Here is a 19,794-nt window from a genome sequence, read left to right on the forward strand (position 1 = left end):
AACCTCACCAGTTCCTGAACCGGGCAGGGGGGCGATAAAGGCCTCCCGATGCGCGGACGAGATCTTTCATAGATTTGGCGGCCAGAAGATCGCGGGTCGCCAGCGACACATCGACACCCAGATCGACAGGCCGCTTGATGATGCCACGATCCCGCAGATTTTCCACCATGCGCTTGTCACGACCAAGGCCAACAGCCGTATAGCCCGCCACGCCGCGAATAGCCTGCTCGCGCTCTTCCGGTGTGCGGCACAAAAGCAGATTGGCAATGCCTTCCTCGGTCAGAACATGGGTCACGTCGTCGCCATAGATCATCACCGGCGGCAGATCGAGACCCGCTGATTCCGCCAGCTGCCAGGCGTCCAGTTTCTCCACGAAGGCCGGGGCCATATGCTCGCGGAAGGTTTCCACCATCTGCACCACCAGCTTGCGACCGCGTGGCATGCTGCCAGTGGCCGCTTCTTCACCTGCCTTCAGCCAAGCTTTTGAACCATGCCTGCGGCCTCGCGCATCCGACCCCATATTGGGCGCGCCACCGAAACCGGCGATACGGCCAAGCGTGGCGGTGGAGCTGTTGCCGTCAAGATCGATCTGCAAGGTCGAGCCGATGAACATGTCGCAGGCGTAAAGTCCTGCAGTCTGGCTCAGCGCCCGGTTGGAGCGCATGGAGCCGTCGCGTCCGGTGAAGAACACGTCCGACCGGGCACGGATGTAATCCTCCATACCCAGTTCCGAGCCGAAGGAATGAACGCTTTGAACAAAGCCCGCCTCGATGGCCGGGATCAGTGCTGGATGCGGATTAAGCGCCCAGTGCGTGGCGATCTTGCCCTTTAGTCCCAGGCTTTCGGCGTAGGTAGGAAGGATCAGCTCGATGGCTGCCGTATCGAAACCGATGCCGTGGTTGAGGCGCGTCACACCATATTCGGCATAGATTCCCTTGATGGCCATCATCGCCATCAACACCTGGATTTCGGAAATCTGGGCTGGATCGCGTGTAAATAGCGGCTCGATATAATGCGGCTTCGGGCTCTGGACGACGAAATCCACCCAATCGGTCGGAATATCGACGCGCGGCAGAACATCCACGATTTCGTTGACCTGCGCGATGACAATGCCCTGCCGGAATGCCGTCGATTCAACGATGACAGGCGTGTCTTCCGTATTGCCGCCGGTATAGAGATTGCCCGCCCGGTCAGCGGCTTGCGCACAGACGAGGCTCACACGCGGGGTCAGGTCGGTGAAATAACGGCCAAAGAGTTCGAGATAGGTATGGATCGCGCCGATTCGCAACTGACCGGCGCTCAAGAGCCGGGCCAGACGCGCCGCTTGTGGCCCCGAAAACGAGAAGTCCAGCTTGGATGCCACGCCCTTTTCGAAGACGTCGAGATGTTCCGGCAGCGCCAACACGGATTGCACGACGTGTAGATCATGAACCACTTGCGGGTTCACATTCGTCAGCGCCTTTGCCAGAAAATCGGCCTGTTTCTGGTTGTTACCTTCTATGCACAGCCTGTCGCCCGGCTCGATCACCGCTTCCAAAAGCGCAGTAATGGCATCTGCCTTGACTACTTTGCCATTGGCGAGCGGTGATGCTCGCTCCAATCGGCTGGCGCGGTTTGTCGCAAGTTTATTCCACATGAATGCGCCTCCACTGCATTTATACTTATATGTATGCTCAAGCTTAAATTATATCAACGTATAAATTCATTATTGCCTATTTGTAATTTTTGCGCATACATAAGGGTATGGGTTGTGCGGGGACGCCGCATGCGATGGCAAACGGCAAGAGGGTGCCGCTTCCACTTGACCCCTGGCTTTGGGAGGAGCTGTCATGTCATCAGAAGTCATTACAATACTCGGGCTTGCCGTCATGTTCATCGTGGCGACGGCCCTGCCGATCAATATGGGGGCGCTGGGTTTTGCGCTCTCGTTCATCATCGGCACGCTCGTCGTGGGCATGAGCGTCAAACAGATTTTCGAAGGTTTTCCGGGTGACCTTTTCGTCACGCTCGTCGGTATCACCTATCTCTTCGCCATCGCGCAGAACAACGGCACGATTGACTGGCTGGTTCAGGCCTGCGTTCGCGCTGTGCGTGGCAAAATATCGGCTATTCCATGGGTCATGTTCTTCGTCTCGGCTTTGTTGACCGCCATCGGCGCTGTCAGCCCGGCGGCTGTGGCCATCATCGCGCCGATTGCGCTGCGCTTTTCGGCCAAATACGGCATCAATCCGCTGCTCATGGGCATCATGGTCATTCATGGCGCGCAGGGTGGCGGCTTCTCGCCCATCAGTATCTATGGCGGCATCACCAATCAGGTGGTTGCACGCGCTGGTCTGCCGGGCGATGAAACGGTACTCTTCCTCGCCAGCCTCGGCTTCAACCTGCTGATCGCCATCGGTGCATTCCTCGTCCTCGGCAGAAAGTCGAAGACGGCGGCTGTCGGCAACGGCGCGGGTAATGTGTTTATGCCCGGCGTGTCGGTGGATGTGCGCGGCAGTGGCGGCCACATGGCAGTCGATCCGCGCCAGCGCGAAACCGAACTGACCGAAGTCACCACTACGGGCAAGCTCGATCTCGAGCAGGCGCTGACACTGACCGGTCTTGCGGCTCTCGCCATCCTGTCTCTTGCCTTCAGCCTCAATGTCGGTCTGGTCGCTATGTGCGTTGCCGTCGTTCTGGCACTGGTTTGCCCGCGTGGCCAGAAGGGTGCCGTTGACAAGATTGCATGGTCCACGGTCCTGCTGATTGCCGGTGTCATCACCTATATCGGCGTGCTTGAGAAGTCCGGTGCAATTACTTTCGTCGGTAACGGTGTGTCCGCGCTTGCCATGCCGCTCCTCGCAGCCCTGCTGCTCTGCTACATCGGCGGCATCGTCTCGGCCTTTGCCTCGTCCGTCGGCGTCATGGGTGCGATGATCCCGCTTGCGGTGCCGATGCTGATGCAGGGTGAAATCGGAACGCCGGGCATGATTGCGGCGCTGGCCATTTCCGCCACCATCGTTGATGTCTCGCCCTTCTCGACAAACGGCGCGCTCGTCGTGGCCAATGCCCAGAATGTGGATCAGACGAAGTTCTTCAAGACGCTGCTTTACTACAGCGCTCTGGTCGTTGCTGCGGGTCCACTTCTCGCATGGCTCGTCTTCGTGGCTCCGGGCTGGCTTTGAAGCCAGCCTGAACCACCCACCCGTCAGTCTTCGTTAACAGCAAAGCTGGAGGCCTCATGTCCCAGAATATCTATCCGGTTTCCAAAGCCACGAGAAAACGCACCCTTGTTGACAACGACAAATACCTGAAATGGTATGAGCAGAGCGTCGAGGATCCCGATAAGTTCTGGGGCAAGCATGGCAAGCGGATAGACTGGTTCAAGCCCTATACGAAGGTGAAGAACACCTCGTTCAAGGGCAAGGTGCCGATCAAGTGGTTCGAGGACGGGCTGACCAATGTCTCGTATAATTGCATAGACCGGCACCTGAAGACCCATGGCGAGCGCACCGCGATCATCTGGGAAGGCGACAATCCCTATATCGACAAGAAGATCACCTATAATCAGCTTTATGACGCGGTGTGTCGTCTGGCCAATGTGATGAAGAAGCACGGCGTTAAGAAGGGCGACCGGGTGACGATCTACATGCCGATGATCCCCGAAGCGACCTATGCGATGCTCGCCTGCGCCCGCATCGGGGCTGTGCATTCGGTGGTCTTCGGCGGGTTCTCTCCGGATGCGCTGGCAGGCCGCATCGTCGATTGCGAATCCACCTTCGTCATCACCTGCGATGAGGGCGTGCGCGGCGGCAAGCCGATCCCGCTAAAAGAAAACACCGACAAGGCCATTCACATCGCCGCCAAACAGCATGTGAAGGTGGACAAGGTACTGGTCGTGCGCCGCACCGGCGGCAAGACCAACTGGGCGCCCGGCCGCGACCTCTGGTACCATCAGGAAGTGGCCTCTGTTAAACCCCATTGCGAACCGGTGAAGATGAAGGCGGAAGACCCGCTCTTCATTCTCTACACCTCAGGTTCGACAGGAAAGCCGAAGGGTGTGCTGCACACCACGGGCGGTTATCTCGTCTATGTGTCGATGACGCATGAATATGTATTCGATTATCACGATGGCGATATCTACTGGTGCACCGCCGATGTCGGCTGGGTGACGGGCCACTCCTATATCGTCTATGGCCCGCTCGCTAATTGCGCCACGACCCTGATGTTCGAGGGCGTGCCGAACTTTCCGGATCAGGGCCGCTTCTGGGAGGTCATCGACAAACATCAGGTCAATATCTTCTACACCGCCCCGACAGCTCTTCGTTCGCTGATGGGCGCGGGTGACGAGTTCGTCAAGCGCTCCTCGCGCTCCAGCCTGCGGCTTCTCGGCACGGTGGGTGAACCGATCAATCCAGAGGCTTGGGAATGGTATTACCATGTGGTGGGCGAGGATAAGAGCCCGATTGTCGATACATGGTGGCAGACGGAAACCGGCGGCATTCTGATCACGCCGCTGCCGGGTGCGACCGATCTCAAGCCCGGCTCGGCCACGCGGCCCTTCTTCGGCGTGCAGCCGCAACTGGTCGATGCCGAGGGCAAGGTGCTGGAAGGGGCAGCGGACGGCAATCTGTGTATTGCCGACAGCTGGCCCGGCCAATCGCGCACGGTCTATGGCGATCACCAGCGCTTCATCGACACCTACTTCTCCACCTACAAAGGCAAATACTTCACCGGCGACGGCTGCCGCCGCGATGAGGATGGCTATTACTGGATCACCGGTCGCGTCGATGACGTCCTCAACGTTTCCGGCCATCGTCTTGGCACGGCAGAAGTCGAATCGGCACTGGTCTCGCACAATCTCGTCTCGGAAGCTGCGGTGGTGGGCTACCCGCATTCCATCAAGGGACAGGGCATCTATTGCTATGTCACGCTGATGGCGGGGCAAACCGGAGACGATGCGCTGCGCGCCGAACTCGTCAAACATGTGCGCAATGAAATCGGTCCCGTCGCCACGCCCGACAAGATCCAGTTCTCGCCGGGACTTCCCAAGACCCGCTCGGGCAAGATCATGCGCCGCATTCTACGCAAGATCGCAGAGGATGACTTTGGCTCGCTGGGCGATACGTCCACGCTGGCCGATCCGGCCGTCGTCGATGATCTCATCGAGAACAGGCAGAATAAGGCGCAGGCTGCTTAGGCGGTCTCGACTTGGAACTTTGGCTATCGCTAAAACGATGCTAGTGCACCATTCGATAATGGCCCGGCGGATTGCCGGGATATGCAGACGTTGTGCAATGGAGAAAAGGCCCGATGACCACCGCCAGTTCGATCAGTGAACATATTCGCATCGTGCTGTCGGACGAGATTTCCACCGGTGTCATCAAGCCTGGCTCCGTTCTGGAGGAAGGAACGCTCAGCGCCCGCTTTTCCGCGTCGCGAACCCCGGTGCGAGAAGCGCTGAGGCAGTTGGAGGCGAGCGGCCTTGTGGAAATTCGCCCGCGCAAGGGCGCTTTCGTGCTGCCGCTGACCTTGCCGCGCCTGATGCAGATGTTCGAAGTGACGGCGGAAATCGAGGCCATGTGCGTGGGTCTCGCCACCCATCGCATCACCGGTGTCGAAAGAGCGGAGCTTTTTCACATTCAAGAGAGGGCATCGGACGCCGCAAAAAATGCGAATTTCGAGCAATATGACGAGCTGAACCTCGCCTTTCACGAATTGCTTTATCGCAGCGCCCATAATGATTTTCTGTTTGAGGAACTGATGAGACTGCGCGCGCGCCTGTTGCCGTTTCGTCGCACGCAGCTGCGTTATCCCGAACGTCTGCATTCCTCGAACCGGGAACATGAAGCGATCATCCGCGCCATCATGCAGGGCGATGCCAATCAGGCGAGCCTCATCATGCGCGAACACATGCTGAATGCCGGTGTGGCATTGGCAAGGTTCATGCAGATGACGGGTGAGGAAATCACCGAATAATCGATGCAGACGCTTCACCGTCTACATGCTGGTCGAGGCTAGAACCTTGGCGATTTCGCTTGCCAGCTGGTCCTGCGTATAGGGTTTTCCCAGCCGGGTGATTTCTAGGTCCGTTCCTTCAGGAAGATCGGCATAGCCCGTGGCAATCAGAATGGGCAGGGCCGGTAGCAGTTCACGCGCTTTTCTCGAAAGCTCTGCCCCATTCATTCCCGGCATAGAAAAGTCGGTGACCAGCAGATCGAAGGTCGGGTCGCTGGCAAGGATGTCGAGCGCCTGTTTGCCGGAGCTTGCCTCCACCACATCATGGCCGAGGTCTTCCAGCATATCGACCGAACTCATGGCGATGAGCGCGTCATCGTCCACCATCAGAATCTTCAGTCGCCTGTCAGCAGAGTAATCGACCACGGCGGGGGTGGGCGAAAGGCTGATCTGCTCAGCGCCACGGTCGCTCACCGGAATCCACAATTCGGCAGTCGTACCTTCGCCCTTGGTGCTTTTCAGCACCAACGCGCCTTTCAGCTGCAAGGCCAGACCATGGATCATGGACAGGCCAAGACCCGTTCCCTTGCCCAGTTCCTTGGTCGAGAAAAACGGATCAATGGCTTTCTTGAGCGTCTCGCTGTCCATGCCAACGCCGGTGTCTGTTACAGACAGCACAACGTAATCTCCGGCCACAAGCTCCGGCGTGTCGCGAGCAATTTGTGTTTCGCGCAGACCCAGCGTGATCGTCCCGCCATCCGGCGTCGCATCGCGCGCGTTGACGACGAGGTTGAGCAGCGCCAGTTCGATCTGGTTTGCATCACCCAGCGCAAAAGGAATATGAGTGCCCAGCGCCCACTCCAGCGTGATGGCCGATCCGACGGAGCGTCGCAGAAGATCGCCCATGTCTTCCACCAGCTTGGGCATATCCACAGGCTTGACCTGAAGGTCCTGGCGGCGGGCAAAGGCCAGAAGCCGCTGGGTTAGCGAGGCACCGCGCTTGGCACCTTTCAAGGCACCATCGATCAGCCGTGTTGCCTTCTCGTCGCCTGCGGCGTGTTTGGCCAGCAGTTCCAGATTGCCCATGACCGCCATCAGCAGATTGTTGAAATCGTGCGCGACGCCGCCGGTCAACTGGCCGATGGCTTCCATCTTCAGCGCCTGACGAAGCTGCTCTTCGGCCCGTTGTCGATGCTCCATTTCCGCCATGACGGTTTGATGGGCTTTCAAAAGCTCGGCCGTGCGTTCGGCCACGCGCAATTCCAGCGTTTCGTTGATGAGGCGCTGCTTTTCCAGCACCTCCATCCGCTCGGTAATATCGGCGGACACGCCCACCATCTTTACAGCCACGCCGTTTCGGTCACGATCAAGCTGGGCATTGATCTCGGCCCAGTGCAAGGATCCGTCGGGCCAGATAACCCTGTACTCGATGGCATATTCCTTGCCGCTTTCGATTGTTTCGCGCACGGCGGCCTGCATACGGTCGCGGTCTTCCGGGTGCACGCTGGCGAGCAGGTGTTCATAGCCGAATTCGTCTCGTGGAGCGTAGCCGAATATCGATTTGCATCTGTTGGAGCAGATCAGCGTTTTCGAGGCGAGATCGAGTTCCCACGATCCCAGACGCCCGGCGTTCAACGCCGTCTGAAGCCAGCGCTCGCCATCTGCCAATGCCTCGATCTGCAATCGGGCATCGAACTGGCGAAGCCTGTTTCGGAAGGCGGTTCGCGAAACGCTGATAAAGGTCGTTGCGTGAAACGGACGCTCGATAAAGCTGACATTGCCGAGAATTTCCGACAATCTCAGCGCAGCCGGGTTTCGCTCCGGCCCACCACCGCGATGGGTCAGCACGATGAAGGGAAGATCGGACCATGCGGCCTGCGCGCCAACCCATGAGGAAAGGGATCGCAGGTCTGCGGAGCGCAACGTTTCTTCAGTCACGACCACGAAAGCGACGTCGTCATCCAGGCTAGAGACGATTTCAGAAAGCGTATCGACAGATTTGGAATGTATCCCGGCCTCTTTCAGGAGGGATGCTGCGATTTGCGAGTCTCTGCCGGTCGGCGCATAGACGATTGCCAAATGTCCGGGATCAAAAATTTTCCGAACTCCCGTTCGTCGGCGAAAGAGCCGGCTGTTCACCCGTCAGCACTGGCACGCCGCGCAACACGCCCTGGAAGCCGGAGACAGGTTCTCCCAACGTCAAACCACGACTGTCGATTCTGTATTCGCGGATGGTGTCTTCGTGCCTGCCGGTGCGTTTTTTGATGACGGAAACGGCGCGTCTCACCCGACCAGCTGCCTCAAAGTAACGAAGCAGAATGACGGTATCGGCCAGATAGGTCACATCGACCGGCGATTTCATGTCACCCACGAGACCATGCTGGGCAACGGTCAAAAACGTGTTGGCGCCTTGGCGGTTGAGGAATTGCAGTAGCTCATGCATATGCAGGATGAGCGCATTTTCTTCCGGCATTGCTGCCTGATAACCGTTGACGCTGTCGATCAGCACCGTTTTTGCATCATAGGTCGCAACCCGCTCCCGGACGCGCTGCGCAAACTCGCCGGGCGATAGTTCCGCCGCATCCAGCTGCTCGATATGCAGCAGCCCGTCCTCGCGCAATTTTTCGAGGTCGATGCCCATTTCCTTCATGCGATTGAAAAGCAGGCCCAGTTCTTCGTCAAAAACAAAGACGGCGGCCTTTTCACCGCGCTTGATCGCGGCATCGATAAATTGGAAGCCGAAAATGCTTTTGCCCGTTCCCGCAGGGCCGATCAACAGGGTACTGGAGCCACGATCAACTCCACCGCCCAGAAGGCCGTCGAGCCGCTCGATGCCGCTGCTCAGCGTATCCCGCTTGAACGACGTCTTGTGTTCGATGGCGCGAAGGCGAGGGAATACAGCAACGCCACCGGTGCGGATGACGAAATCGTGGTAGCCACCCCGATAGGCCTGACCGCGATATTTCAGAATTCTAACGCGGCGACGCTCAGAGCCATAATTTGGCGACAGCTCCTCCAGATGGATCACGCCATGAACGACGCTATGCACGGTTTTGTCCAGTACGTCCGCTGTCAGATCGTCCAGCAAAAGGACTGTCGCGCCGGACTTGGAGAAATAATGCTTCAACGCCAGAATCTGGCGTCGATACCGCAAAGAACTCTGCGCTAGCAGGCGGATTTCAGAAAGGCTATCGATGACCACACGGTCGGGCTTGATGCGTTCGAAAGCACCGAAAATGAGCTTCGTCGTCTCGCCTAGTTCAAGATCGGATGAGTAAAGCAGGCTCTGCTGCTGCTCGCTATCCAGCAGGCTTTCCGGCGGTACGAGCTCGAAGATTTCGATGTTCTCGTTGAGAACCATATTGTGGGAGGCAGCACTATCGCGCAGTTCCTCGTCGGATTCTGACAGGCTGATATAAAGACAGCGTTCGCCGCGAATAGCACCTTCGATCAGAAATTGAAGGGCAATGGTGGTTTTGCCCGTACCAGGAGATCCCTCAAGCAAGAAGACGTGCCGCCTTGAAAGGCCCCCGGACAGAATATCATCAAGTCCTTCGACGCCTGTGGTAGCCTTGCTTTGCGGTTCTCTCATCATCATCCCTGATCTGTCGCTTCTGTCGGTAGCCTGTCATCAGCGATAACGAGCGAAACATTTTATATCACTAACCTACTAAAATGATTTGTGCGGGCGTTCCGTTCCAAACGCAAGATATCCCCCACCATTCTGGACGGTAAGTGCCTTGATTATCGTCATTTTTTTGAAGTTAGTCGCGTAAAGCAACTACGGACAGTCACCGCTCGCGAAAAAAGAACGCTACAGACACGGGAGGCAGCTCTGACGTTGATTCTTCCGCGTCCACCGGCCACAGGCATGTGCCGAGATCGGGCTCCAGCCGGATCGTTTCGTCTGAAAGGTTCAGCCGCAGTTGCAACACAATACTGCCGATGGTCCAGTCCACGAAAACGCATTGTTCAGGGGCGGACAATACGGTGCCTGAGGAGTCTTTGACATCAGACAGCTGCGGAACGATGTGTTCGCGGCGGACCTCTATCAGCCCGCGCAGCCAGGATGACCAGGCTTTGCCCTTGGCGGTCTCCGCCTGTGCCCAATCGATTTTAGATCCGGTAAATGTCGCTTCCTCATTGGGGTCGGGAATATCCTCTGCGGATTTCCCCTCGGGATAACCGCCGAAGTTTTCCGCCTCCGGCGCACGGTTTTCCCGCATCGCATCGGCCAGTTCGCCGTCGTAATCGGCGAAGAAGTGAAAGGGTGTGTCGTCCTTGTAATGATCGCCCATGAAGATGAGTGGAATCTGCGGCGACAACATCAGCACCGTCATCAGCGTCTTGTAGGTCTGCTCATCGATTATCGTATGCAGGCGGTCGCCAAGCGCGCGGTTTCCAACCTGATCGTGGTTCTGCAGAAAATGGATGAAGGCAGTCGGCGGCAGGCATCTGCTAGGCGGCAGTGCATCGCTGACGATCGGTTCGCCACGGTCCAGATAACCCTCGGCCATGATCTTGCGCAGTTTTTCGAAAGGTTCAGGCGCAAATTTCTCGAAAATCCCGCTGGTTTCTCCGGTCAAAATGCGGTGGATGACGTGGTGAAACCCGTCATTCCAGTCCGCCAGAAACAATTCCTGCGCCAGCAGGTCCGTACCGTTTGGCGGGTTTTCGATCATCAGATGCACATGGCGGTCCCTGATGCTGTTGCGGACAGTGGTGGAAATCTCTTCCAGAATATGGGTCTCGCTGTCGTCGTCCTTGATTTCGTTGACCGCATCGAAACGCAGGCCATCCAGCCGGAATTCGTGCAGCCAGTAAATCGCATTGTCGATGAAATAACGTCTCACCGCCGGGCATTCGAAAGCGATCTGGTCGCCCCAGTCATTCTGCTTGCCCTCACGGAAAAACGCTGGCGCATATTGGCTAAGGAAATTTCCCTCCGGTCCGAAGTGGTTATAGACCACGTCCAGAAACACCATCAGGCCCAGACCATGCGCCGTATCGATAAAGGCCTTGAGATCGTCCGGTGAGCCATAGGCATTGTGCGGCGCATAATGCATCACACCATCATATCCCCAGCCTCTGGACCCGGGAAATTGTGCCAGCGGCAGAAGTTCGACAGCAGTTACGCCTAGCTCTGCAAGCTGCGCCAGCTTGGCAGCCGCCGCATGAAACGTGCCTTCCGGGGTAAAGGCTCCCACATGAAGTTCGTAGACAATGGTTTCATGCCAGGGGCGCCCACGCCAGTCGGAATGCTGCCAGTCGTAAGCCTTCGGGTCCGTCAATATCGAAAGGCCCGAGACATCCGTCTGTTGCGCGTGCGAAGCAGGGTCTGGCACCACTTGGCCGTTATCCAGCACAAAACCATAAGCCTCGCCACACGGCTGATGATCGATTTCAATATCGAACCAGCCATCCCCCAAGCGTGTCATGGCGTGATCGCCGGAAAGACGAAGTTTCACGGCATTCTGGCTAGGTGCCCAAAGCCGAAAGCGCGTGCCACTTTCGGTCAGAACCGGCCCCCAGGCATTGTTGGCAACGGTGCCGGTCTCTTCATTCGTCAGCGCCAGTTTATCGAGCATGCTATGGTTCCTGTGATCATTATTCTGGCGTCGGTAGTGGAGGCGGATGACAACCTTGATGCAGCCATCCCGCTGTCCCGGAAGGTCTTGTAGGCTTCCGGCCCGTCTTCCCGCCCAATACGACGGGTAATCAGAAAGGACGGGTCGATTTCACCTTCAACGATCAAGTGCGTAAGTGGTTCAAGGTATCCAGCACAGCATCCGTCTCGATTGTCGGCTTCGTGACGTCCTGGAATAATGCGGGGGAAGGCTGTGAGAGGAAGCGCAACAATCATTGCGTCTCAGTGCAGCTGTGAACCGGCCTGTCTGCCATCTTTTATTCTCCAAGTTCTTCTGCCGCTAACAAAAGGATAGGAGGATAGTTCCCGAGGAGGGCCGATGACGACGTGATATGGTCGGCATTCAGCCGAATATCACGCCACATGCTACGAACCACATGACGGAAAAATGCACCGACAGTTCAAACATCACTGATGTGCTTGGATTTAAATGGAAATTTATCTTGAAAGAGATTTGGTGGAGCTAAGCGGGATCGAACCGCTGACCTCTTGCATGCCATGCAAGCGCTCTCCCAGCTGAGCTATAGCCCCATAAGGGTTCCGGCATTCTTGATCCGGTTCCGGGAACCGAAGCGCTTGTCTGCTCCGGTGGCGGCTTGATACTTCCGCTTCTGGGTAATGGCAAGCCGAAAAATTCGCCCGACGACATTTTTTTGACGCCGGGCGAAAAATCATGTGGAAATCAGGCGTCGTCGTCGTCGCCGTTCACGCCAATGATGCCGGAGACGTCGTCGTCATCTTCGTCTTCGTCGGCTTCCAGGAATGTATCGTCGTCATCGTCGAGTTCGACATCGTCGTCGCCGTCGATATCTGGAATGTCGTCGGCGCTTGCGTCGGCGTCGGCGTCTTCCAGCGGTACGAGTTCGACTTCCGTGTTTTCGGTATCGACTTCTGCGACTTCTTCTTCTTCAGCCTGTTCCATCTTCTTGGCAGCGGTCGTTTCCTCGAAGAAGGAAAGCGGCCAGGACTTGCCCGAGTAAGGAGAAACGATAGGATCGCGATTCAGGTCGTAAAATTTCTTGCCGGTATCCGGGTCTGTGCGCTTGGTTCCAAGGTCCGCTTTTGCCACTGTCTAAGCCTCAAATTGTGAGATGAGTTCGGTGTTTACGCCGTGTTTCCGGCAGTAGACGGTAAAATTCTAGCCGGTCCCATTAATCGCTGACGCCTTTCCTGTCAAAGATAAACTTCAAAGGCCGCACGGCGACACGGTTTTCAGCCTCTCTTGATGATCGGCATGAGCGCTTATAATAAGCGTCAGCCCATCATTCGGCCAAGCCAGAGCAGGATATATCTATAATGACATTCACTATCGCCATAGACGGACCGGCTGCTGCGGGCAAGGGCACGCTTTCGCGCAGGATTGCGGACGTCTATGGTTTCCATCATCTGGATACCGGGCTGACCTACCGCGCCACCGCCAAGGCCCTGCTGGATGCCGGCTTGCCGCTGAATGACGAGGCGGTTGCCGAAAAGACCGCACTGACACTTGATTTGGCCGGCCTCGACCGCGCCGTGCTGGCAAAGCACGAGGTCGGAGAGGCTGCGTCCAAAGTGGCCGTGATGCCTGCCGTGCGGCGCGCGCTGGTCGAAGCGCAGCGTGCTTTTGCGGCAAAGGAGCCGGGCACGGTGCTGGATGGCCGGGATATCGGCACGGTAGTCTGCCCTAACGCGCCGGTGAAGCTCTATGTCACGGCATCGCCGGGCGTGCGTGCGCGGCGTCGCTACGATGAGATTGTTGCCAGCGGTGGAGAGCCCGATTTTGACGCGATTTTCGATGATGTGAAAAAGCGTGATGAGCGCGACATGGGCCGTGCCGACAGTCCGTTGAAACCAGCTGAAGACGCGCACTTGCTTGATACGTCGGAAATGGGTATAGAGGCGGCGTTTCAGGCGGCCAAATCGATTATCGATGCTGCCCTGAACAGATGAATTTGCGGGGAACCCGAAGCTTCGGCCCCCGTTTAGACCGGAATGTCCCGAAAGCATGTCCTGCGCCGGAAAGCCTCACAATGTAAGAGGCGGGCATGGATTTCGGGAGTGATCAACGCGAACCCCCGGCGCTTTGTGTTCTTGAACAGGAACACTCTCAGGAGATTTAATGTCAGTAGCTACCCCCACGCGCGACGATTTCGCAGCCCTGCTCGAAGAGTCTTTCTCTTCCAATGACCTTGCCGAAGGCTATGTTGCCAAAGGTATCGTCACGGCGATCGAAAAGGATGTTGCAATCGTTGACGTCGGCCTCAAGGTCGAAGGCCGCGTTCCGCTGAAGGAATTCGGAGCGAAGTCCAAGGACGGCACTCTCAAGGTCGGCGACGAAGTCGAAGTTTACGTTGAGCGCATTGAAAACGCTCTGGGCGAAGCCGTTCTGTCGCGCGAGAAGGCTCGCCGCGAAGAGAGCTGGGTCAAGCTCGAAGCCAAGTTCGAAGCTGGCGAACGCGTCGAAGGCGTTATCTTCAACCAGGTCAAGGGTGGTTTCACCGTCGATCTGGATGGCGCTGTTGCGTTCCTTCCACGCAGCCAAGTCGACATTCGTCCGATCCGCGACGTTACACCTCTGATGCACAACCCGCAGCCGTTCGAAATCCTCAAGATGGACAAGCGTCGCGGCAACATCGTTGTATCGCGTCGTACGGTTCTCGAAGAGTCCCGCGCCGAGCAGCGTTCTGAAATCGTTCAGAACCTCGAAGAAGGCCAGGTTGTTGACGGCGTCGTCAAGAACATCACCGATTACGGTGCGTTCGTTGACCTCGGCGGCATCGACGGCCTGCTGCACGTCACTGATATGGCTTGGCGCCGCGTCAACCATCCTTCGGAAATCCTCAACATTGGCCAGTCGGTCAAGGTTCAGATCATCCGTATCAACCAGGAAACCCACCGCATCTCGCTCGGCATGAAGCAACTCGAGTCTGATCCTTGGGATGGCATCTCTGCCAAGTATCCAGTTGGCAAGAAGATTTCCGGTACGGTTACGAACATCACCGACTACGGTGCATTCGTAGAGCTGGAGCCAGGCATCGAAGGCCTGATCCACATTTCCGAAATGTCCTGGACCAAGAAGAACGTACACCCCGGCAAGATCCTGTCCACGACACAGGACGTCGACGTTGTTGTTCTCGAAGTCGATCCTTCCAAGCGTCGTATTTCGCTGGGCCTCAAGCAGACCCTCGAAAACCCATGGCAGGCATTTGCGTTCAGCCATCCAGCCGGCACTGAAGTCGAAGGCGAAGTCAAGAACAAGACCGAATTCGGCCTGTTCATTGGTCTCGAAGGCGACGTTGACGGCATGGTTCACCTGTCCGACCTCGACTGGAACCGTCCAGGCGAGCAGGTCATCGAAGAATACAACAAGGGTGACACCGTTAAGGCTGTCGTTCTTGACGTTGACGTCGAAAAGGAACGCATCTCGCTCGGTATCAAGCAGCTCGGCAAGGATAATGTTGGCGAAGCCGCAACATCCGGCGAACTGCGCAAGAACGCTGTTGTTTCCGCTGAAGTTATCGGCGTGAACGAAGGCGGCATCGAAGTGAAGCTGGTTGCTCACGAAGACCTCACATCCTTCATCCGCCGCAACGACCTGGCACGCGATCGTGACGATCAGCGTCCTGAGCGTTTCTCGGTTGGTCAGGTTCTCGACGCCCGCGTCGTCAACTTCTCCAAGAAGGATCGCAAGGTCATGCTTTCGATCAAGGCTCTGGAAATCGCAGAAGAGAAGGAAGCTGTTGCTCAGTTCGGTTCGTCCGACAGCGGCGCTTCGCTCGGCGACATCCTCGGCGCGGCTCTGAAGAACCGCACCGAGTAATCGTCACTGCCTTTGAAATGAGAAACCCGCCGGAGCGATCCGGCGGGTTTTTTCGTGTCTGCGAAGGCGGTGGGCGCGAAATGAGGCTTGCTCAGGAAAAGCCGCTCATTCGCAGATAATAGGATTCGGCATTGCCAGCCGCACCGTCATCATTCGCACCTTCAGATACGGAATGGTCGATGATCTCGTCATTGGCGGCCGTGCGTTCTTCCTGGTCCGAACCCTGTTCGGTCTGTTCTCCGCCGTCCTCTTGTCCTTCTGAACTGCCTTCGGAAGAAGGCCAGCGTCCGCGTGGCGGAGCATCGGAATCCGGTTCGTCCTTGGCCGCCGGATAATTGACGAAGGGCAGGGGTATGCCTTCCTTGGTAATCAACGCTGCCACCGCCGAATGCAGGCTCGGCTGGTTTAAGATCGCATTTTCGGCGTCTCCAGCCGCTGCGGCTATCCTCTGTGCCGCCGCCATCTCCGGACGGGCGGCGGAAAGCATTTCCTCATCCTGCGCGGTTTCCGCCGGTTTCACATGCGGCGCCACCGGTACCGTTGCCAAATGAGGTTTCATTGCATGCTCTGCATCCACATCGGGCTGCGGCGGAAGCAGGGCGGGCAGCGCAGCCGCCTCGGCGCGCTCCGGCAACTTGCCAAGAAGCGCGGTGAAAAGCAGGGCTTCCATATCTTTGACCGTCGCACCGGCAAGCTGGTTGCCGATGACTGGATTGGTGCCGTCGCCCTCCACCTGGGGAGGCGCGCTTGGTGGCATGCGCGATGGCACGGCCGCTTCCGGCAGGCCGGACTTGACCTCGGGTGCCCTAGCTTCCACGGGCTGGCTTTGATTCGTTATAGGCCGGTTCACGGGAAGCTCAACCAAATCGGTGTCGCTACTCTCCACCAATGTGGCGCTGGTGACTGGTAAAGGCGTCAGCGCAGTGGCCAAGCGGGTGATCTGCTCTGCAACCGGGCTCTGAGCAAGCGGCTTTGCTGGTGCGGCGGTGCCTGATGTTGACAGGGTTGCGGCTGGCTTTGGCAGTGCCGGATCGTCGGTTTCAGCAGCTGGCGTTGCAGCCTGCTTTCCAAGCGTCTTACCTTCGCTTTTATCCATCGGCAAAATGATTTCCGTGGTGTCCAGCTGCAGGCCGCTGGTCACTACGGGCATCGCAGACGGATTGCGCGCTGGTGTCGGCAAGGTCACTGCACTTTGCGGCAACAGATCCTGCAAATAGGAAGAGACGGATATTTTTGCGCCCTTGGCGGCATTGCTGGAGCGGGCAAGCTCGAACATCACAGCCAGTCTCGCGGCCTCCGGCCCTGCGGAGTTTTTCAGAACATCGGCCAGCATGGAAAGGCTTATGCCGTGCAAAATGTTGCCAAGCTGCTTTTCCAGCCCGGCTTTCTGCTCTGCGGGCAGGGTCTGCATGGTTGCTACCAGCCGGTTTACATAGGCCTCGGCGGCTTCGCCATCCATGCGGGCAATGTTCATCAACTTGCCCAGCGTTTCGGCCAACACGCTGACATTCTGGGACAGGCGAAGCTCACCGGATACGGCGCGCACCGTCGCGCTGGCGCCAGCGGTCGCGGCCTCCTGTCCGACTTGCGGAGTGGGGTGGACGGGAACTGGCGTTTGCGTGTTGTCCGGACGCGAACCGGCGGTTTGAAACGAAACATCGACTGCGGAAACGGCACTGACAGGCGGCAGCATGGTGCGCTCCCTTCTTGTTGACAGGTGTGCGGCGTGAAACGCCCACACATATCAGCTTGAACAGGCCTCTTTTGACAGATTGGCCTTTGGCGACGACACAGGTCTTATTCCCGTCCGCTCATGCGGCGCATTGCTCAACAGCTGCGCAGCTTTCGCAGCGCAGGCACATGAAAATTATCGAATCATCAAAGCAAGGATGAAGGTGAAAGATTAACGTTTCGCTAACCATGGCGTGTGCAGAGGCATCGCTCGCCGCATGAGGCGATCAGCTATGCGCGAAAATATCCGTGTCTTCCCAACCCAGCAGGTCCAGCTTTGCACGGGTGGGCAGAAAGGCAAAGCAGGCTTCCGCATGTTCGTAGCGCCCGTCGCGGATCAGCCGTGTCGTCAGTTTGTCACGCAGGGCGTGAAGATAAAGCACGTCGGATGCGGCATATTCCAGCTGGGCGGGAGAAAGCTTTTCGGCGGCCCAATCGGAGGATTGTTGTGCCTTGGAGATATCCACCTCCAGCATTTCCTTCAGATTGTCCTTTAGCCCATGGCGATCCGTATAGGTGCGGCAAAGGCGCGAGGCGATTTTGGTGCAGAAAACAGGGGAGGAGGTGACGCCGAATGTGTGGAAAAGAACGGCAATATCGAACCGGCCATAATGGAAAATCTTCTGCCGGGCCGGGTCTTCCAGCATGGCGACGAGATTAGGGGCTTCCTTCTGGCCTGCGGCAATGCGGATCACGTCCGCGCTGCCATCGCCCGGCGAAAGCTGCACCACACAGAGCCGGTCACGACGCGGCACCAGTCCCAGCGTTTCCGTATCGATGGCGACGGCACCCGTGTAGCGGGCTGCATCGGCTTTGGAAATATCGCCTTCGTGATAACGGATCGTCGCTGCCATCTTCATCTCCACTGCTGGATTGGGTCTGGGCCTAATAACCGAAACTGCGGGATCGCGATACCGTTTCATGGTGCTTTTCTACGCGCAAGGCGGCCTTGCATCTCCGCAAAGCACCGGGTTAGGTTGTCTGGAGTTTTCTGTTTTAAAAAGTGCCTTATCCCCATGCCAGTCAAAATTTACCTCGCCGGGCCGGAAGTGTTTCTGCCGAATGCCCGTGAAATGCTCGATGCCAAGGCAGAGCTTGCTCGCGAAGCCGGGTTTACGCCCCTCTCGCCGGGCGATTTGCACATCCCGCCCGCAGATACGAAGATCGGCCATGGCTGCAACATCAATGCGGTGGATGAGCAGATGATGTTGGAGGCGGATGCCGTCATCGCCAACCTCACGCCTTTTCGCGGCATTGCTGCGGATACGGGCACGAGTTACGAACTCGGCTTCATGTGCGCTTTGGGCAAGCCGGTCTTTGCGTACACCAATGTCGCGGCCAATCATTTCAAGCGCATCATGGGCTATTACGGCAATGAGGCGACGCAGGACGAAACGGGGCGTTACCGCGGGGCCGACGGCCTTTCCATCGAAAACTTCGATATGGCGGATAACCTCATGTTGCATGGTGGCATTGTCCGCCGCGGCGGTGTCGTCGTTGTGGGTGATGCACCGGAAGATGCGCTTTATACCGACCTGACGGCCTTCAAAGAGTGCTTGCGGCAGGCAGCCGAAGCCCTTCTTAAAAAGACAGATTGATAGCGGAGAGATTCATATGAGCGGAACAATTCTCATCACTGGCGCCACGTCGGGCTTCGGTCAGGCAACGGCCAGACTGTTTGCGAAAGATGGCTGGAAAGTCATCGGCACGGGCCGCCGGGCAGATCGCCTCGCCAAGCTGGGCGAAGAGCTGGGATCGAACTTCCATGGCATGGTGTTCGATATTACCGATGAAGCCGCCATGGCGTCGGAGTTCGAGGTTTTGCCTGCCGAATTCAAGGATATCGACGTATTGGTCAATAATGCGGGTCTGGCGCTTGGCACGGCTGCTGCACCGCAGGTGCCGCTCAAGGACTGGCACACCATGGTCAACACCAATATCACCGGCCTGCTGAACATTACCCATCATCTTCTGCCGGTCTTGATCGAGCGTCGCGGCATCGTCATCAACCTGTCTTCCGTCGCGGCCCATTGGCCTTATGCCGGTGGCAATGTCTATGCGGGCACGAAAGCGTTTTTGCGCCAGTTTTCTCTGGGGCTGCGCTCGGATATGCATGGCAAGGGCGTTCGCGTCACGTCCATCGAGCCGGGCATGTGCGAGACTGAGTTTACGGTCGTTCGCACCGGTGGCAATCAGGATGCGTCTGATACGCTTTACAAGGGCGTCAATCCGATTCTGCCTGACGATATCGCCAATACCATCCATTGGGTGGCGTCCCAGCCCAAGCACATCAACATCAACGCCATCGAATTGATGCCGGTCAATCAATCTTTCGCCGGTTTTCAGGTGCATAGAGACGTCTGATCACAGCGTATAAACGCGGATGTGATGAAAAACCGTGCAGGCCTTTTTGAGCTATGCAATAATGCATTGCTGCATTGCGAGACTTGCTCTGTTAAATTTCGTCGGCATCGCTATATTCAAATCATCGAAGCGACGCACTCCTCCTCCCAGCGTCGCCAGATGTGGATCGACAACACTCCTCCTCCCAGTTGTCGATCAAGTTTAAAGCCTGCCGCACCTCCTCCCGCGGCAGGCTTTTCCACTTTTAGATCCCCAAAATCCTTTGATGTTATTTGCGCTTGGATCATTGGGGCAGGCTGCGCCCGCCCATCTGTCG

Annotated in this window: 14 protein-coding genes and 1 tRNA gene; 7 read left to right on the forward strand and 8 right to left on the reverse strand. The window is 57.3% G+C overall.

From position 1 onward, the window contains the following. Positions 1-4 precede the first annotated feature (4 nt). Positions 5-1,636: a malonate decarboxylase subunit alpha gene (gene mdcA / locus AC27VJ_RS15065; RefSeq protein WP_488684711.1), complete on the reverse strand. Its 1,632-nt coding sequence runs from the start codon at positions 1,634-1,636 to the stop codon at positions 5-7. Positions 1,637-1,829: 193 nt separating this feature from the next. On the opposite strand from mdcA, the gene AC27VJ_RS15070 reads away from it, so the two are divergent. From AC27VJ_RS15070 to AC27VJ_RS15080, 3 genes are all read left to right on the forward strand, one after another. After that, a complete protein-coding gene (locus AC27VJ_RS15070) occupies positions 1,830-3,164 on the forward strand; it encodes an SLC13 family permease (RefSeq protein WP_488684712.1) in 1,335 nt (444 codons plus the stop codon). 56 nt (positions 3,165-3,220) lie between these two features. Next, positions 3,221-5,179: an acetate--CoA ligase gene (gene acs, locus AC27VJ_RS15075; protein WP_488684713.1), complete on the forward strand. Its 1,959-nt coding sequence runs from the start codon at positions 3,221-3,223 to the stop codon at positions 5,177-5,179. 113 nt (positions 5,180-5,292) lie between these two features. Then, the gene (locus AC27VJ_RS15080; RefSeq protein WP_488684714.1) at positions 5,293-5,958 is read left to right on the forward strand and encodes a GntR family transcriptional regulator; all 666 of its coding nucleotides are present in this window, start codon (positions 5,293-5,295) and stop codon (positions 5,956-5,958) included. Positions 5,959-5,979: 21 nt separating this feature from the next. Here AC27VJ_RS15080 and AC27VJ_RS15085 read toward each other — a convergent pair whose 3' ends face one another. The 5 genes from AC27VJ_RS15085 to AC27VJ_RS15105 form a co-directional block, all read right to left on the reverse strand. Then, entirely contained in the window at positions 5,980-8,016 is a 2,037-nt protein-coding gene (locus AC27VJ_RS15085) for a hybrid sensor histidine kinase/response regulator (RefSeq protein WP_488684715.1), read from the reverse strand. A 10-nt stretch (positions 8,017-8,026) separates the two neighbouring features. Next, positions 8,027-9,532, reverse strand: a complete 1,506-nt coding sequence (locus AC27VJ_RS15090; RefSeq protein WP_488684990.1) for an ATPase domain-containing protein — start codon at positions 9,530-9,532, stop codon at positions 8,027-8,029. 196 nt (positions 9,533-9,728) lie between these two features. Then, positions 9,729-11,525 (reverse strand): malto-oligosyltrehalose trehalohydrolase, encoded by a 1,797-nt coding sequence (gene treZ / locus AC27VJ_RS15095; RefSeq protein WP_488684716.1) that lies wholly within the window; start codon positions 11,523-11,525, stop codon positions 9,729-9,731. A gap of 514 nt (positions 11,526-12,039) precedes the next feature. Continuing rightward, a tRNA-Ala gene (locus AC27VJ_RS15100) sits at positions 12,040-12,115 on the reverse strand. Between the two features lie 151 nt (positions 12,116-12,266). Then, the gene (locus tag AC27VJ_RS15105; protein WP_113088385.1) at positions 12,267-12,653 is read right to left on the reverse strand and encodes a TIGR02300 family protein; all 387 of its coding nucleotides are present in this window, start codon (positions 12,651-12,653) and stop codon (positions 12,267-12,269) included. A gap of 227 nt (positions 12,654-12,880) precedes the next feature. Between AC27VJ_RS15105 and cmk the strand changes: the two genes are divergently transcribed. Beyond that, on the forward strand, positions 12,881-13,513 hold the full coding sequence (gene cmk / locus AC27VJ_RS15110; RefSeq protein ID WP_488684717.1) for a (d)CMP kinase: 633 nt from the start codon (positions 12,881-12,883) through the stop codon (positions 13,511-13,513). A 169-nt stretch (positions 13,514-13,682) separates the two neighbouring features. After that, entirely contained in the window at positions 13,683-15,383 is a 1,701-nt protein-coding gene (gene rpsA, locus AC27VJ_RS15115) for a 30S ribosomal protein S1 (RefSeq protein ID WP_113088387.1), read from the forward strand. A gap of 91 nt (positions 15,384-15,474) precedes the next feature. On the opposite strand, the gene AC27VJ_RS15120 is transcribed toward rpsA, so the two are convergent. Together AC27VJ_RS15120 and AC27VJ_RS15125 are read right to left on the reverse strand one after the other, a co-directional pair. Further along, positions 15,475-17,076, reverse strand: coding sequence for a hypothetical protein (locus AC27VJ_RS15120; protein WP_488684718.1), 1,602 nt, complete (start codon positions 17,074-17,076; stop codon positions 15,475-15,477). A 265-nt stretch (positions 17,077-17,341) separates the two neighbouring features. Then, positions 17,342-17,968, reverse strand: a complete 627-nt coding sequence (locus AC27VJ_RS15125; RefSeq protein WP_488684719.1) for a ribonuclease D — start codon at positions 17,966-17,968, stop codon at positions 17,342-17,344. Between the two features lie 162 nt (positions 17,969-18,130). On the opposite strand from AC27VJ_RS15125, the gene AC27VJ_RS15130 reads away from it, so the two are divergent. Together AC27VJ_RS15130 and AC27VJ_RS15135 are read left to right on the forward strand one after the other, a co-directional pair. Beyond that, on the forward strand, positions 18,131-18,712 hold the full coding sequence (locus AC27VJ_RS15130; protein ID WP_353576739.1) for a nucleoside 2-deoxyribosyltransferase: 582 nt from the start codon (positions 18,131-18,133) through the stop codon (positions 18,710-18,712). A 16-nt stretch (positions 18,713-18,728) separates the two neighbouring features. Then, positions 18,729-19,478, forward strand: coding sequence for an SDR family NAD(P)-dependent oxidoreductase (locus AC27VJ_RS15135; protein ID WP_488684720.1), 750 nt, complete (start codon positions 18,729-18,731; stop codon positions 19,476-19,478). Positions 19,479-19,794 lie beyond the last annotated feature (316 nt).

This window comes from Agrobacterium sp. 20P9.1.2, assembly GCF_057799395.1.